The sequence below is a fragment of the Kosakonia sp. SOY2 genome (assembly GCF_027109175.1).
GTDB lineage: Bacteria > Pseudomonadota > Gammaproteobacteria > Enterobacterales > Enterobacteriaceae > Kosakonia.
The window spans coordinates 2,512,005-2,527,622 of record NZ_JAPVXH010000001.1 but is presented as its reverse complement, the minus strand read 5'-3'; the positions used below and the strand labels follow the sequence as shown (position 1 = coordinate 2,527,622).

General features: G+C 53.3%; 17 protein-coding genes. 9 read left to right on the top strand and 8 right to left on the bottom strand.

Features of this window, described 5'->3' with window-relative positions; translation table 11 throughout:
* Positions 1–78: 78 nt before the first annotated feature.
* The gene (locus O3S68_RS12035) at positions 79–1,977 is read left to right on the top strand and encodes an ATP-binding protein (RefSeq protein ID WP_269231583.1); all 1,899 of its coding nucleotides are present in this window, start codon (positions 79–81) and stop codon (positions 1,975–1,977) included.
* 96 nt (positions 1,978–2,073) lie between these two features.
* Here O3S68_RS12035 and O3S68_RS12030 read toward each other — a convergent pair whose 3' ends face one another.
* The 5 genes from O3S68_RS12030 to O3S68_RS12010 all read right to left on the bottom strand — a co-directional run bounded on the left by O3S68_RS12030 (position 2,074) and on the right by O3S68_RS12010 (position 7,226).
* The gene (locus O3S68_RS12030) at positions 2,074–2,757 is read right to left on the bottom strand and encodes a LuxR C-terminal-related transcriptional regulator (RefSeq protein WP_020456746.1); all 684 of its coding nucleotides are present in this window, start codon (positions 2,755–2,757) and stop codon (positions 2,074–2,076) included.
* 280 nt (positions 2,758–3,037) lie between these two features.
* On the bottom strand, positions 3,038–4,312 hold the full coding sequence (locus O3S68_RS12025) for a hypothetical protein (protein ID WP_269231582.1): 1,275 nt from the start codon (positions 4,310–4,312) through the stop codon (positions 3,038–3,040).
* Positions 4,309–5,100, bottom strand: a complete 792-nt coding sequence (locus tag O3S68_RS12020) for an outer membrane lipoprotein-sorting protein (RefSeq protein ID WP_269231581.1) — start codon at positions 5,098–5,100, stop codon at positions 4,309–4,311. Before O3S68_RS12020 ends, O3S68_RS12025 begins: the two co-directional genes overlap by 4 nt.
* 35 nt (positions 5,101–5,135) lie before the next feature.
* Positions 5,136–6,533: an ABC transporter permease gene (locus tag O3S68_RS12015; protein WP_269231580.1), complete on the bottom strand. Its 1,398-nt coding sequence runs from the start codon at positions 6,531–6,533 to the stop codon at positions 5,136–5,138.
* Positions 6,534–6,545: 12 nt separating this feature from the next.
* On the bottom strand, positions 6,546–7,226 hold the full coding sequence (locus tag O3S68_RS12010) for an ABC transporter ATP-binding protein (RefSeq protein ID WP_045509262.1): 681 nt from the start codon (positions 7,224–7,226) through the stop codon (positions 6,546–6,548).
* A gap of 247 nt (positions 7,227–7,473) precedes the next feature.
* Between O3S68_RS12010 and O3S68_RS12005 the strand changes: the two genes are divergently transcribed.
* Both O3S68_RS12005 and O3S68_RS12000 read left to right on the top strand, forming a co-directional pair.
* Positions 7,474–7,839 carry a VOC family protein gene (locus O3S68_RS12005; RefSeq protein ID WP_020456751.1) on the top strand — a complete coding sequence of 122 codons (366 nt, stop codon included), beginning with the start codon at positions 7,474–7,476 and terminating at the stop codon, positions 7,837–7,839.
* 51 nt (positions 7,840–7,890) lie between these two features.
* Positions 7,891–8,580: a helix-turn-helix transcriptional regulator gene (locus O3S68_RS12000; protein WP_269231579.1), complete on the top strand. Its 690-nt coding sequence runs from the start codon at positions 7,891–7,893 to the stop codon at positions 8,578–8,580.
* A gap of 40 nt (positions 8,581–8,620) precedes the next feature.
* On the opposite strand, the gene O3S68_RS11995 is transcribed toward O3S68_RS12000, so the two are convergent.
* Both O3S68_RS11995 and O3S68_RS11990 read right to left on the bottom strand, forming a co-directional pair.
* Complete coding sequence (locus tag O3S68_RS11995) at positions 8,621–9,502, bottom strand: nucleoside-specific channel-forming protein Tsx (RefSeq protein ID WP_269231687.1); 882 nt, start codon at positions 9,500–9,502, stop codon at positions 8,621–8,623.
* A 294-nt stretch (positions 9,503–9,796) separates the two neighbouring features.
* Entirely contained in the window at positions 9,797–10,339 is a 543-nt protein-coding gene (locus O3S68_RS11990) for a DUF3251 domain-containing protein (protein WP_017458859.1), read from the bottom strand.
* Positions 10,340–10,492: 153 nt separating this feature from the next.
* Between O3S68_RS11990 and nrdR the strand changes: the two genes are divergently transcribed.
* The 6 genes from nrdR (at position 10,493) to pgpA (ending at position 14,593) form a co-directional block, all read left to right on the top strand.
* Positions 10,493–10,942 carry a transcriptional regulator NrdR gene (gene nrdR / locus O3S68_RS11985; protein ID WP_017458860.1) on the top strand — a complete coding sequence of 150 codons (450 nt, stop codon included), beginning with the start codon at positions 10,493–10,495 and terminating at the stop codon, positions 10,940–10,942.
* A gap of 2 nt (positions 10,943–10,944) precedes the next feature.
* The gene (ribD, locus tag O3S68_RS11980; RefSeq protein ID WP_020456755.1) at positions 10,945–12,048 is read left to right on the top strand and encodes a bifunctional diaminohydroxyphosphoribosylaminopyrimidine deaminase/5-amino-6-(5-phosphoribosylamino)uracil reductase RibD; all 1,104 of its coding nucleotides are present in this window, start codon (positions 10,945–10,947) and stop codon (positions 12,046–12,048) included.
* Between the two features lie 89 nt (positions 12,049–12,137).
* Positions 12,138–12,608 carry a 6,7-dimethyl-8-ribityllumazine synthase gene (ribH, locus tag O3S68_RS11975; protein WP_020456756.1) on the top strand — a complete coding sequence of 157 codons (471 nt, stop codon included), beginning with the start codon at positions 12,138–12,140 and terminating at the stop codon, positions 12,606–12,608.
* Between the two features lie 19 nt (positions 12,609–12,627).
* Positions 12,628–13,047, top strand: coding sequence for a transcription antitermination factor NusB (gene nusB / locus O3S68_RS11970; RefSeq protein ID WP_017458863.1), 420 nt, complete (start codon positions 12,628–12,630; stop codon positions 13,045–13,047).
* A gap of 75 nt (positions 13,048–13,122) precedes the next feature.
* A complete protein-coding gene (gene thiL, locus O3S68_RS11965) occupies positions 13,123–14,100 on the top strand; it encodes a thiamine-phosphate kinase (RefSeq protein WP_269231578.1) in 978 nt (325 codons plus the stop codon).
* Positions 14,078–14,593: a phosphatidylglycerophosphatase A gene (pgpA, locus tag O3S68_RS11960; RefSeq protein ID WP_269231577.1), complete on the top strand. Its 516-nt coding sequence runs from the start codon at positions 14,078–14,080 to the stop codon at positions 14,591–14,593. Before thiL ends, pgpA begins: the two co-directional genes overlap by 23 nt.
* A gap of 37 nt (positions 14,594–14,630) precedes the next feature.
* Here the strand turns inward: pgpA and O3S68_RS11955 are convergent, their stop codons facing one another.
* Complete coding sequence (locus tag O3S68_RS11955) at positions 14,631–15,605, bottom strand: aldo/keto reductase (protein ID WP_045509241.1); 975 nt, start codon at positions 15,603–15,605, stop codon at positions 14,631–14,633.
* Positions 15,606–15,618: the final 13 nt, after the last annotated feature.

The following is a 15,618-nucleotide window of genomic DNA, read 5'->3' as shown; positions in this document are numbered from 1 at the left end:
ACTGTGAGTATGCTCGCGTCGAATTATTAATAGGTTTTACGTATTGCATCGACCAGCAATTGCAAACGGGAAAAGCGAATGTCTTCTTTTATTTTTCACCGTATTAAGTGGTGCATCTTTTTATTATCGCTCCTCTTTACTTGCTGCCTCGTAGTTAATGCTCATCCGACAAATATCGCTTTTTATACAGCCGATATTTCCGGCAGCAGAGCAGCAGAAAAGCAAATAGCTCAAGCAACGCCTCCTGTCGGGTCGGCAGTCGTGAACACGTTTCCGGTGAATAATGCTGGGTTTGCTGCGCAAAAGAGCGTGTTCTGGCAGGGCGGACGTCGTCATATCAAGGTCATTAGCCTGATGATGTTGGCGATTGTTGTCATCTCGATGCTGTGGATTATTTCGCTCAGACGCCAGGTCAACCAGCGCATACGTATGCAGCAGCGGCTTAAAGAGCAACTCTCCTGCATGAGCAATATGATGTTTTCCGTCCCCTGGCCGGTTGCGGTGCGTAATCTGCGCGGGGAGCTTGTCAGTTGTAATAGCCGCTATCTGGAAGAGATGAACGTCACGCGCGAAGAGGTGTATGGGAAAACCGTCGATGTTTTGCCTTTGCCGGATTTCATGATCCGTGAGTTTCACCGGGACTACCAACGGGTGATTACCACAGGTGTCCCGCACATGCGTGACAGGTTGCTGATGTTTAACCACTCTGCGCAATCACGCACTGTTTTTTACTGGATTATTCCTTTTCACGGGAGCGATGGCAGAAACAATGGTGTTTTAAGTGGCTGGATAGACATGACCGAGCGGCAGGAATTTATTCAGCAATTGAATGAAGCGAGGGATGAAGCCGTAGCGGCAAACCGGGCGAAGACGAATTTTCTCTCGGTGATGAGTCATGAAATTCGCACGCCGTTAAACGCAATCCTGGGCATTCTGGAACTGCAAATTAAACAGAATGTGCTGGCGCAACAGTCACAGCCCATGCTGGAAGTTGCGCACGATGCCGCAAAAAATTTACTCGCTGTCGTGGGAGATATCCTGGATATTTCACGGATTGAATCGGGTCGTATGGCAATAGCGCCGCGAAAAGAGGAGCTGATTGCGTTGACACGCTCGGTGGCGCTGTTATTCAAAGAGGCGACCGATCAAAAACAGCTAACTATTAATATGCACGTCGAAGGTGGCGATCGGTGTCTGCTAAAAATTGACCCTCATCGTTATAAACAGATCCTTTCTAACCTGCTAAGTAATGCGGTTAAATTTACTCGCAAAGGTTCAATAGAGGTTATTCTAAAACATGAACCGGCTGTTGAGGGGATGATTGCGGTTTCGCTGACCGTTAAAGACACCGGCATTGGGATTACGCCCGAAGACCAAAAAAGGCTTTTTGAACCCTTCACCCAGTTGGGTTCCGATAAAGACGCCTCGCGGCTCGGCTCAGGGCTGGGGCTGTTTATCTGCCGTACCCTGTGTGAACTGATGAAAGGCGAATTAACGCTGGAAAGTACTCCAGGCGTAGGTACTGCGGTCCATGTGCGCCTGCGCCTGCCTGCTGTGGCGATAAATCCCGCTGAGCTCGTGTCGATTGCGCCAGTATGGCGCCCATCTTGTGGCGTTAAACGGGTACTCATTGTTGATGATTACCCGCCGAACCTTATGTTGTTGCGTCATCAACTCGAATTTCTCGGTCATCAGGTCAGCGAAGCAACGAATGGAGAAGAAGCGCTAACCCTTTGGCTGATGACCCGCAATTACGATTACATACTGATTGATTGCAACATGCCGGTGATGGATGGTTTCACGCTTGCAAAGCTGATACGTGCGGAAGAGCTGCGCTCCGCAGAGACGCGTGCAACCCTGTTGGGGTTTACCGCCATTGCGCAAGCAGAGGTTGTTGAACAGTGCATCGCGGCAGGAATGGATGGCTGTTTGTTCAAGCCCTGCAGTCAGGAAGTTATCAATAAATGGATTAAATAACCGGTGATAATTTTAAAGTTCTACATAAAGGCCTGAGTGGGAAAATACAGAGGCCTTTTCATTTACCGGGTAATAGATTAAATGCGGGACGGCGATTTACATGGCGATATCAAACATCCGCGTCTGAAATAATAAACAGTAAAGCTGGCAATCTGTTCGCACATTTAATTTTCCCATGGCGCGGAGTTTATGTGCGCTGACTGTTTTAATACTGATATTCATGCGTTTGGAAATCGTTGTTAACGAAAGCCCGCGGCATAGTAAGCGTAAAACCTCACTTTCGCGCGTTGACAATTCCTGCGGTGCCAGCGCATCGCGGCGGAAAAGTGAATCCATTAGCCCTCGTTCAATATAGACTTCGTCCATCAGCACGGTAGTAATGGCACGCCAGAGCGTTCGTTCGCTGGTGTTACGGCTGATATAGCCTTTGGCACCCGCCTCCAGCGCAATACGAATAAGATTCGTATTGTTATAAGGGGATAAAACGATGGTTTTTGTATTGGGATAACGGCTTGAAATCCATTTCACCAGCGCAACGCCATCGAGCTCCGACACAGGGTTACCGGTTTTAATGGTGTGCAGGCCATACCCCAGAAAGAGAAGATCCACTTTTTTACTGGCGAGAATATCAAGAAGCTCTGTTTGCTCATTGGTATCACCGATAACGTCGATATCAAGTTTATCGGTATTAAGATTGCTGTTTTTTAGTGAGTTAATCATCGAGGTCATTCCCCGACGTATAATTGCATGCTCATCCACAATTAAAATATTAATGGACATAGATTAACCTCCTAAACCTGCCTGAGGAATGTAAGCGGGATAGAGAAGATACGATGTTCTATTCCTGTTTTCTATCTGACCAGTAAGAAAAATGACCATTATATTTAAGCCTGGTTTGTAAAATGTGATAAATAAACTGTCAACGTTATTTTCAGGGCTGCTCGTTATATTACTGAAATGGATAGATTCCCATTCAACAATTGTTGAGGTGATGAGTCAGGTTATTCGTATTATCATTGCGGGTGGGGGATTGATGACGCCCCCGGCAATATCACGCAGTTTAAAAATAGTAATCCACGGAGAGTTGCCAGCGCCTGTCTGGCTGCACGCTATAAGTCTTTTTCACCTCAGCGCGGTAGATTTTTTGCCACTGAAGAGCGATATCCACCGAATTCAGGTGACGCCTTAGCTCCACAAATCCCATATTTTTCTGGCGCTGCAAATCCCGCTGCCAAATCAGATTGAAATCATACTGGTCGGCGATGTCTTTCCAGTATGCCTGAAATAGTGCACCACAGCGTGGTGTCAGCCCGTCTTGTGCTAACTGCGCTGTGCTGTCTGCGGGAGCGGCGGCACTCTGCGCGGCAATATAAGGGGGCGCGGCACGAAGTGCGGAGATGGCCTTTTTGCTGTCGGCACTGCCGTTATAGTGGCCCTCCAGGCGCAGAGTTAGATGGTTCTCGCCAGTCCAGGTTAAACCAACGGCTGCACGGTTACGCCACGCCGTATCCCACTGGCTTTCAGACAGCGCTTCCTGCCAGTTGAAGGGCTGGCGTCCTCCCGCCCATTCAGCATAGACCAGTGCGGAGCGCGACAGCACCCGCGAAAGATTTACGCCCAACTGTGCAGAGCGGTGTTCTTCCTGCAGCAGCAACAATTGCGGATTAAGGTTTTCGGCAAAGCGATAGCTTCCCGCCAGTAAGACGCGTTCCCGGGGATTACTGGCATTCCAGTCCAGGCTGGCGCTGTTCTGCCGCCGGCTGGCACTGATTTTTGGCGACCAGATCACCGTTGCAGCCGCCTTATCCCAAAACTTTTGCAAACGGATCATCGCATTGCCCAGACGGTTACTGCGCAACGACTCCGGATCGGCCGAAATGGCTGAACGCACCGTACCGCGCCCAAGAAAGTCAGTAGGGTTGTAGCCCAGCGCAACGCCATAACGGGTGTTAATGCGCCCGACATCGACGGAAGCCTGAGAGGTCAGCGCATGGCTAAGCCAGGCTTCACGCAACGTATTGATATTGCGGTTTTGGCGCAGATGACTGGAGAAACGGCTGTCGAAGCGGTTCGAAAGTACAACCCGCCAGTTGCGTAACAGGTTTTTGTCCCAACGCATATCCAGTGACACGCGTTGTTCTTTGGCGCTGTTTTCGTTCAGGCTACCGGCAATTTCGAGTAGTGCACTCAGCGCCTTGTTTTCCACGGCGGTAAACTCGGTTTTATCCGCCAGTTCAAGCGCCGCCATGGTGCTGTCCTGCTGTGCGCTGGCAGAGGCGTTGCACAGCGCGCCGAGTGCGATGAACCAGCTTAAGTGCGCGCGCGTTGCCTTCATTGATCAGTATCCTTAAAGTGCGCCAGATAATCGCGTTGTAGCCACGCTTCCGGAACATCCCGCCAGGTAAAATTCTGCTGGCGCAGAACAGTAACAAGCTGGGCGTTGACGCCATCTATGATCACCGCCTCGGTGGGACGCACACCGCCCAGCGCGGGTTCGTAGCGACGATGCCAGGTCGTTTTCAGCAGGTTGCCATTAACGGCGTAAAACTCCGCTTTACGGCTTTTGAAATCGTTTTTATCGACCCAAAGATCCATCGAAGGGTACGGCGCGTCCGGATTGGTGGCGACCAAATGCAAGTGGTAGCAGTCGCGCATTTGCTTTTCACCATCCATGATCTGCTCTTCCGCCAGCAGGCTTGCCTTGTAATCTTCAGCCCAGTTTGCTGTTACGACATCGCCGTTAGACGCTTGCCCCAACAGGCGCTGTTGCGGGGAAATTGGCACGCTCGCCTGGCTTGCCGGGTCATAAAGCCAGAGATCGCGACCGCTTTTCAGGGTCAATTTACCCGCATCGCGTTGCGGGCTGATAAAGCGCAGCAGGCTGCGGAATTGGCCGCCATTCGGCGATGCGCGCGAGTAAAGCACCAGTTTGCTGGTGTCGTTCTGCTTGCCGTTTTTATAGCTTATGAGCGTTGTGACCAGGCTAAAGGAGCGATCCGGGTTACGCACCTCGTCGCTTTTTTTCAGGATTTGTTGCGCATCAAGCGCGGCACTTGCTGGCATAGCGGCCAACAGGAGCCACATCAGGCACAATGGTGCCAGTGGTTTCTTTTGCAATTGCATGACGTTCTTCCTTGTTAATAGATGAAGGGCAGGAGTCAGATATGGCGCAGCGCCTCGACGATCGAGACATTCGCCGCGCGGTGTGCAGGCCACCACGATGAGATCACGGTTATTAGCAACAACACACCGACCACACTGCTAATCATTGCCCACTCTCCCCACACGCTGATATGGATCCTGATTGGCACTGTCACGCCGGGAGGCTGCCAGGTAAGCCCGGCGTGATTAATCAGAAACGCCAGCAATAAAGAGACGATGACCCCGATAATCGAGCCAAACATCCCCAGGAGCGAGCCTTCGCTGAGGAACAGGCGCTGGATATCACGCCGTTTCTGCCCGACAGCACGCAGCGTACCAATCTCCACCGTGCGCTCCATTACCGCCATTCCCATGGTGTTAGTTACGGTAAATAATGCGATGGCGAGGATAAGAACCAGCATGAAATTGAGCATATTGGCGAACATTTTCAGCACCTGGTTATACAACGGTTGTAGCTCGGTGAAGTCGTATACTGCCAGTGGGTAATCCGCGAGTTCGCTGGTAAAAAGCTGCTGGAGACGCGCTCGCGCTGCCGCCAGTTGCGAGGTGCTGTGCAGTTGCAGGATGATTGCCGTCACGCCTGGCGTCTCCTGACCAAACAGCAGTTGTTGCGCCTGGTGCAGGTGGATGCCAACGAAGCTATCATCCAGCTCGCGAGCGGGTTGCGGCTGAATCCCTTCCACTTTGACGCGCACAATATTTGGCGCACCGTTACCGGAAGCCGCCAGCAGTTCGATGTAATTATCACTGTCCGCAGCGTGTGCCTGCCGCGCTTGTTGCGACAGTTGCAAAAGATCGCTTGGGAGATCGGCGGCGTGGTTCTCTTTGGCTGGTAGAGCACTGCAAGGCTGGTTTCTGGCGAGGTTGCACAGTTGCAGCAAACGCGCCAGACCGCCGCCAATAAATGCCGAATCCGCTGCGGCACCAGAGTATATCTGGCGGTTTTGCAGGAAATCCCCGAGATGGTATTCGTCCCATTTGTTCAGTTGCACTTTTCCTGCGGCTTCACTGCCGTAAATAAGTGCCGGAGGTGACGTCCCGACCGCATAATGCCCGGCGATGCCTGTCAGCATGAGCACTGGTGTGCTGACGGTGAGCATTGGTTGCAGTACCGGATCGTGGGCAATGATATCCATCACTTTCTGATAATGGCGGATGCTGTATTGCGCCGGGTTTCCCGTACCGTGCAGTAAATAATCCCGATGCTGAATTTGCAGATGACCGGTGCTACGCACAAAAGTCGTTTGCAAACTGTATTTGATCGAGTGGTTATAACCGCCAAACAGCAGAATACCGACGGCGCCAACCACGATGGCGCAAAGCGTTGATAAGGTACGGCGACGGTTACGCAGAAGGTTGCGCAGCGCGTGTTTCAGCGTTTTTAGTTTCAGCATGTTCTCTCCTTATCAAGCCCCCGGGCCGTTCACACTGCCATCGTGGACGACATACAGGTCATCGGCCTCGGCAATCACCTGCGGATCGTGGGAAGAGAACACCACCGTGACGGCATGCTCCTGCTGCAAACGCCGTAACAGCTGTAAAATGGATTTGCCGGTTTTGCTGTCAAGATTCGCCGTGGGTTCGTCGGCCACCACCAGCGCTGGGCGGTGAATAAGCGCCCGGGCGATGGCGACGCGCTGGCGCTGCCCGCCAGAGAGCTGGTTCGGCAATGAATCGGCTTTATCGCCAAGGCCGACGCTCTCGAGCATGTCGTTGACCGCCTGTTTGCGCCAGGCCGCCGTTCGATGCTGTGCGAGAAGTGGAATTTCGACATTTTCACGTGCGGTCAGTACAGGGATAAGATTGAAGTTCTGGAAGATAAATCCAAGGTTACGGGCGCGAAAAGCGCTGCACTGGTCGTCATTGAGGCTGTTCATTTCGCGATCGGCAATCACCAGACGGCCACTGTCGGGCGTATCGATGCCGCCGATTAAGTTCAGTAGTGTCGTTTTGCCACTGCCGGACTGACCGGATAATACGGTAAACCGTTTTGCTGCAATGTTGAGCGTCACCTCTTTTAATGCGTCAACACGAACCTGCCCTAACAAATAACTTTTACTGACGGCCTGCATTTCAACTGCCCACATCGTTCCCTGTTCCTTAGCGTGTAATTCCTGTTTGTGTCGGCTACCGATTACGGCAGGGGGCGGAGTTTATAGATATCATTTTGCTTTGAATATATAGCCTGCTCATTAATGCTTTGATTAATTATGTTTTTCGGATAATTATCACGGCGGAACGGAAAATAGTAAGACGATCCCTACTGACAATATGCTGTCAGTAGCCCTCTGGCAGACTCGCTGTGTTGATTTTTTTAACGCAGAGGAACAGAGCATGAACACATTAGTGAATTGGTTTGAATTGCCGGTACAGCAACTGGATCGTGCGGTAGCGTTTTATGAGCATGTATTGGGCGGTCAGTTTCGCCATGAGAGCGTAGCCGGTATCGAAATGGCGGTATTTCCCCATGTCAAACCCGCCACCGGCGGTGCGCTGGTAAAAGGACCAATGTTCCAGCCGGTAAGCGGTGGTACAGTGGTTTACCTGGCGACGGCAAACCTCGCGGCTGCGCTGGAGCGCGTGCGTGAAAAGGGCGGTGAATGCTGTTTTGGCCCGGAAGTATTGCCGCAGGGCATTGGTACTATTGCCCTGATTATTGACAGTGAGGGTAACCGGGTTGGACTGCATCAACCTGCATGAACCACTGATGCCCGCGCTGAAAGTGCGGGCTTTTCCTCAACCGGATAAGTTATGAGCCGCCGTGCTGATCGATTGTTTCAGATAGTTCAGGTTTTGCGTACCCGACGTCGCGTGACCGCGGCGCTACTGGCCGAGCGGCTGGAGGTTTCTGAACGCACCATCTACCGCGACATTCGCGATTTGTCGCTCTCCGGCGTACCGATTCAGGGCGAAGCGGGTAGTGGCTACCGTTTGCTGCCCGGTTTCGATTTGCCGCCGTTAATGTTTACCGGTCTGGAAGTTGAAGCATTAATTGCCGCTATCGGCATGTTACAAACCTGGAGCGGCGATACGCTGGCACAGGCTGCCGGTTCGGCGCAGGAAAAACTTTTGGCAGTGCTACCCTACGACAAGCGCATTACGGCTGAACGCAACCGCATCGTTTCACCCAATTTTGATAAATACCCACAGGTACGCGTCTGGTTTGATGTGATGCACCAGGCGATGCGGCTGCGTCAGGAGCTGCATCTGCATTATGAAGACGATAAAGGAAAAGCCTCGGAGCGGGTGATCCATCCGTTAGGGTTGTCGTTTATGGGAAGCGTGTGGGTACTGGTGTCGTGGTGTACGTTACGCGATGACTATCGTTGTTTTCGTCTCGATCGCTGCACGTCGGTCGCTTTTACAGGCAAGACATTTACGGAACGCGCGGACAGAACGATGCAGGATTTCGTTAACCTGCAGAAAGCGCGCTTCCAATAAAAAAGCCGACCATAGGTCGGCTTTTTGCAATGCAGTGGGATTAGAAGTTGTAACCAACAACCAGGTAACCACCCCAACCGGTAGAACGCGCGCTGAAGTCGCCTGCGCCCCAGTTCAGCGTTGCATCGTCTTTGAACTGACCACCGTTATGCCAGTAACGTGCAACTACAGAGTAGTGCCAGTGATCGTAGCCCAGAGAAAGAATGTGGCTGGAAGCGATGGAGTTGTTGGTACGTTGCTGCTCGCCGTTAACATAGTAGCGACTATCGCCCAGATCTGAACCCCAGTCAAAGTTGGTAAAACCGATATAGCTCAGTTGGCCGCCCCACAGGCTGGTGATCGGCACGAAATATTTCACTTTGAAACGGTAACCGTCCCACTCGTTTTCGTTTGTGGCACCATAGTTCTGCCACTGGTATTTCGCATAGACGTTCAGGGAGAGGCTCATCGGCAGACCGGTGTCGATGTCGGTACCCAGACCCATGTACCAGGTGCTCTGGCGACCGGAGGCGTTGCGCCCCATGTCGTAAATGTAGTTGTTGGCGAAGTACCACTCTTTGAACGGACCGAAACTCAGGTCGGTTCCAGTCAGTTTATCAATAGAGAAACGCGGCTCGATTTCCATAAACAGCGGCGAACCGTGGTTCCAGATCCCCTTCGCACCGGTGTTACCACCGAAGAAGACCGGCGCATCCAGGTAGCCGTAGAAATCAAACCAATCTTTCTTGGCGAACGCTTCATATTCCAGATAAGTATCGTTACGCGGAACAGGTGAGAAACGAGTGTGGTAGCTGCCCACCACGTTTACGCTCTGGTGCCACCAGTCGGAAACGTATTCAGGTTTGCTGTTTTCCGCTGCGTTAGCAGTAAAAGAAGCGGAAAGCGCCAGAGCAGCACCGGCTGCGAGAATTGTTTTTTTCATCATTACGCCACTGATTGAGATCCCAGACGGGAGTGAAAGAAAGCACGCATGGAGTTTCTAAATGTTTCATATTTCTGCGCGCCTATTATAAGTATCCGCGTTCACAAAAATATGTGTTGTTTCACATTATTGACACACGCGTAATCGATTGCGTTCACGTTTGCGTGCAATAAACGACGGCGATTGTACTGGCATTTATCGATATTGCAAATTGGTGAATGTGATGAAGAGATGACAAAAAAGAAGAAAATGCATGACAGAGAGTAAGAAAGGGCGACAGCGTCGCCCCGGATGTTACTGCAAATTGGCGGGCTGGATATCATGAATGCGGACAAAGCCTAACTGTTCTGGCGTGATGCCGTTAAGTTGCAGCGGAATATCAACGTCGCTCGGTGCGAGTGTGCTGGCCGGTGCGTTAATCAGTTGGTTTTGTACATTCACCTCCTGATAGTTCTCGGTGGTACCCTGAATTTGTCCCCACTCAACGGTGCCGCTAAAAGCCGGTAACGGATCGTTTGATTCGCCCTGGATCCGCAGCACGACGCGGGTTCCCGCTGCATTCGGCGCGATATTTTGCAACGACATTCGCAGCATACCGATTTGGCTATTCAAGCGGGCGGGCGTGTTCGCACCGGGCAGCAGGTAAACGCCGCTCCCGGATTTGGCATTCAGCGTGTTTTGCTGGGTGATTTTCACCGTCTCTTTGTTCAGCTTGCTCATTTCATTATTTAGCGTACTGACACTTTGATGAAGCTGGCGAACTTCGCTTTGCTGGGCGCAGGCACTGAGGGCAAAAAGGCTTCCCAGTAACAGGGTTCTTAGGTAACGTCTTGTCATTGTGTCTGTTTCCTTGGATAGGATCTTCTCTGTAATGGTAGATCGCAACGGCCTCGTTGCCATCGATCCATTGTCTCAAAAACGGTCTGCCTTTGTTGTCATGCCAGTTCAGGGTAAAATAGATTTCAGTTAACTCTAACATCAGGACGCCGTATGCATTGCCCATTCTGTTTCGCCGTGGATACCAAAGTTATCGATTCTCGCCTGGTGGGTGAAGGTTCATCCGTTCGCCGTCGCCGGCAGTGCCTGGTCTGCAATGAGCGTTTCACCACGTTTGAAGTGGCGGAGCTTGTGATGCCGCGCGTCGTGAAAAGCAATGATGTGCGTGAACCTTTCAATGAAGAGAAGCTGCGTCGTGGCATGTTAAAAGCGCTCGAAAAGCGCCCGGTCAGCGCAGATGACGTCGAAATGGCGCTGAATCACATTAAATCGCAACTTCGCGCAACCGGCGAAAGGGAAGTGCCGAGTAAGATGATTGGCAATTTGGTGATGGAACAGCTGAAAAAGCTCGATAAAGTGGCCTATGTCCGCTTTGCCTCCGTTTACCGTAGCTTTGAAGATATTCGCGAATTTGGCGAAGAGATCGCCCGTCTACAGGACTAATCATGCACGACGAAATGTACATGGCGCGGGCGCTGAAACTGGCGCAGCGCGGGCGTTTTACAACTCACCCGAACCCGCGTGTCGGCTGCGTAATTGTCAACAATGGCGAAATTGTCGGCGAAGGTTTTCATTACCGCGCTGGCGAACCGCACGCGGAAGTTCATGCGCTGCGCATGGCGGGCGAACGGGCTCGCGGCGCGACGGCGTACGTCACGCTCGAACCGTGCAGCCATCACGGACGCACACCGCCATGCTGTGAAGCGCTGATTAATGCCGGCGTTGCGCGCGTGGTTGCCGCAATGCAGGATCCGAACCCACAGGTTGCCGGGCGTGGTTTGTATCGCTTGCAGCAGGAGGGCATTGAAGTCAGCCACGGGTTAATGATGAGTGAAGCCGAAGCGCTGAATAAAGGCTTTCTCAAACGCATGCGCACCGGGTTCCCTTACGTGCAACTCAAGCTTGGCGCGTCGCTTGATGGCCGTACCGCGATGGCCAGCGGCGAAAGTCAGTGGATCACCTCAGCGCAGGCGCGCCGTGATGTACAGCTTTTACGCGCGCAAAGCCACGCGATACTGACCAGCAGCGAAACGGTGCTGGCGGACAATCCGGCGCTGACCGTGCGCTGGGCAGAGTTAAATGCGGATACGCAGGCGCTTTACCCGCAGGAAAATTTGCGCCAACCGGTACGCATTGTTGTCGACAGCCAGAACCGGGTGACACCGCAGCATCAGTTAGTCGGCCTGCCGGGAGAAACCTGGTTTGCCCGCACGCGCGCCGATGCGCGCCAGTGGCCTGAAAATGTGCGTGAAATTATTGTGCCGGAACATAATGGCCACGCCGATCTGGTCACGCTGATGATGCTGCTCGGCAAACAGCAGATCAACAGTGTGTGGGTCGAAGCGGGTGCGCACCTTGCCGGCGCGTTACTGCAGGCAGGCCTGGTGGATGAACTGATTGTCTATCTGGCACCTACACTGTTAGGCAGCGATGCGCGCGGTCTGTGCGTGCTGCCGGGGTTATCGGCGCTTGCGGACGCACCACACTTTAAATTCAATGAGATACGTCAGGTTGGCCCGGATGTCTGCCTGCATCTCACTCATGCGTGATGCCTGCTGTAAAAGGGAAGCAGCGCGTAAAATATTATGCTAAAATCCGCCCCCCTGCGGGGTCCGAACTGAACCTGTGAAGGAAGTGTATGAACATTATTGAAGCCAACGTTGCTGCTCCGGACGCTCGCGTCGCCATCACCATTGCGCGTTTCAACAACTTCATCAACGACAGCCTGCTGGAAGGCGCGGTTGATGCGCTGAAACGCATCGGTCAGGTGAAAGATAACAACATCACCGTTGTGTGGGTGCCTGGCGCTTACGAACTGCCGCTGGCGGCAGGCGCGCTGGCCAAAACCGGCAAATATGACGCGGTGATTGCACTTGGCACCGTGATCCGCGGCGGTACCGCGCACTTCGAATATGTTGCTGGCGGTGCAAGCAATGGCCTGGCGCATGTTGCCCAGGATAGTGAGATCCCGGTGGCTTTCGGCGTGCTGACCACTGAAAGTATTGAACAAGCCATCGAACGCGCTGGCACCAAAGCCGGTAATAAAGGTGCGGAAGCCGCACTGACCGCGCTTGAAATGATTAATGTATTGAAAGCCATCAAGGCCTGATTTTTGTAAGGGGAATTCCGTGAAACCTGCTGCTCGTCGCCGCGCCCGTGAGTGTGCCGTCCAGGCGCTCTACTCCTGGCAGTTGTCCCAGAACGACATCTCTGATGTTGAATACCAGTTCCTGGCAGAGCAAGACGTTAAAGATGTTGACGTCCTGTATTTCCGCGAGCTGTTGACCGGGGTGGCGACTAATAGCGCATATCTCGATGGCTTAATGAAGCCTTACCTGTCCCGTTTGCTCGAAGAGCTGGGCCAGGTCGAGAAAGCGGTATTGCGTATCGCACTGTTCGAACTGTCCAAACGTGATGATGTGCCGTACAAAGTGGCAATCAACGAGGCTATCGAACTGGCAAAAACCTTCGGCGCTGAAGACAGCCACAAGTTTGTTAACGGCGTGCTGGATAAAGCCGCACCTGCGATCCGTCCCCACAAGAAGTGATCCGCAAGCCGGAAACTGGCGCTGCACGTTGCGCGTCGGTTCCGGCTTTTTCTTTTTTCTACAGAGGCATAACGTATGGCATGCGGCGAATTTTCCCTGATTGCCCGTTATTTTGACCGCGTACGAAATTCCCGTCGCGATGTAGAAACTGGCATCGGCGACGACTGCGCGCTACTCAATGTTCCCGAAAAACAGACGCTGGCGATAAGCGTCGATACGCTGGTGGCGGGCAACCATTTTCTGCCGGATATCGATCCGGCCGATCTGGCGTATAAAGCGATGGCATCGAATCTCAGCGATTTGGCGGCGATGGGTGCCGATCCGGCGTGGTTAACGCTGGCTCTGACGCTGCCCGAGGCGGATGAAGCCTGGCTGCAAGCCTTTAGTGATAGCCTGTTCGAACAGCTCAATTACTACGATATGCAACTGATTGGCGGCGACACCACGCGTGGCCCGCTGTCGATGACGATTGGCATTCATGGTTATGTGCCGGTTGGGCGGGCAATGAAACGTTCTGGCGCGAAGCCAGGTGACTGGATTTACGTCACCGGCACGCCAGGTGACAGCGCTGCCGGGCTGGCGATTTTGCAACAGCGTTTAGTCGTTAACGACAGTGCCGATGCACGGTATTTGCTCAAGCGCCATCTGCGACCAACGCCGCGCGTATTGCAGGGGCAGGCGCTGCGTAATCTCGCAAGTTCGGCGATTGATCTTTCTGATGGCCTGATTTCCGACCTGGCGCATGTGCTGAAAGCCAGCGGCTGCGGCGCGCGTATCGATCTGGATGCGTTGCCATTTTCCAACGCCGTTCGCCGCCATGTCATGCCGGATCAGGCACTGCGCTGGGCGCTTTCCGGCGGGGAAGATTACGAGTTGTGCTTTACCGTGCCGGAGCTGAACCGCGGTGCGCTGGATGTCGCGATTGGTCAGTTGGGTGCGCCTTTTACCTGTATCGGGCAGATCAGTGCGGATATTGAAGGGTTGCATTTCACCCGTGACGGCAAAGCCGTGACGCTTGACTGGAAAGGATATGACCACTTTGCCGCGTACTAAAGATGTGGCTAAAAGCCGTCTCAATTTACGCAACCCCTGGCATCTGCTGGCTACCGGCTTTGGTAGCGGTTTAAGCCCCATCGTTCCGGGAACGATGGGATCGCTGGCCTCGATTCCCTTCTGGTGGGCGATGACCTTTTTGCCCTGGCAGCTCTACTCGCTGCTGGTGATGTTTGGGATCTCGCTTGGCGTTTACCTCTGCCACCAGACGGCAAAAGATATGGGTGTGCACGATCACGGCAGTATTGTCTGGGATGAGTTCATCGGCATGTGGATAACGCTCATGGCCCTCCCGACCAATGACTGGCAATGGGTCGCCGTGGGGTTTGTGCTGTTCCGTATTCTGGATATGTGGAAGCCGTGGCCGATCGGCTGGTTTGATCGCAATGTTCACGGCGGAATGGGGATCATGGTCGATGATATTGTCGCCGGGATCATCGCCGCCGGGCTGCTCTATCTGATTGGCCATCACTGGCCGCCTGGCCTTATCTGAGCTTTCCCTCTCCCGGCGGGAGAGGGAGGTTTCGCGTTTACTTAAAGCCAACCACTGGATGCGGTTTATATGGCGTTTCCAGCTCGGCTATCTGCTCCGGTTTCAGCGTTAAATCTACCGCGCCCAGCAAGTCGTCCAGTTGCTCTTCACGCGATGTCCCGATAATCGGCGCGGCAACACCGGGTTTACTCAGCAGCCACGCCAGCGCGACCTGCGCGCGCGATGCGCCAATCTCTTCTGCCACACCCGCCAGCCGCTCGGCGATCTGCGCGTCGTTGTCATCCGTTTCGCTGTATAGTGTTTTGCCAAATTCATCCGACACCAGACGTGCAGTGGTTTCCCCCCACGGGCGCGTTAAACGACCGCGCGCCAGCGGGCTCCACGGAATAATCGCTACGCCCTCTTTGTAGCACAGCGGCAACATCTCGCGCTCTTCTTCGCGGTAGATCAGATTGTAATGATCCTGCATGGTGACAAAGCGCGCCCAGCCGTTTTGCTCCTGCAACGCTAACGCCTGGGCAAACTGGCGGGCATGCATTGATGATGCCCCGATATAGCGGGCCTTACCGGCTTTTACAACCTCGTCCAGCGCTTCAAGTGTCTCTTCGATAGGCGTGGTGTAATCCCAGCGATGAATTTGCAGTAAATCCACATAGTCCATGCCAAGACGCCGCAGGCTGTCGTCAATGGAGCGCAAAATTTGCGCGCGTGACAGGCCTTCGGGCAGATCGCCAACCTGGTGATACACTTTGGTCGCGACGACCACATCTTCGCGACGGGCGAAATCACGCAGCGCCCGGCCAACAATCTCTTCACTGCTGCCGTCTGAGTAGCTGTTTGCGGTATCGAAAAAGTTAATCCCGCCTTCCAGGGCGCGTTTGATGATGGGGCGGCTGCTCTCTTCGGGCAAAGTCCAGGCGTGTTTACCGCGATCCGGTTCGCCAAACGTCATGCAGCCCAGACAAAGGCGGGAAACCTTCAGGTCTGTTTTTCCTAATGTGTTGTATTGCATGGTTCCACTCCTG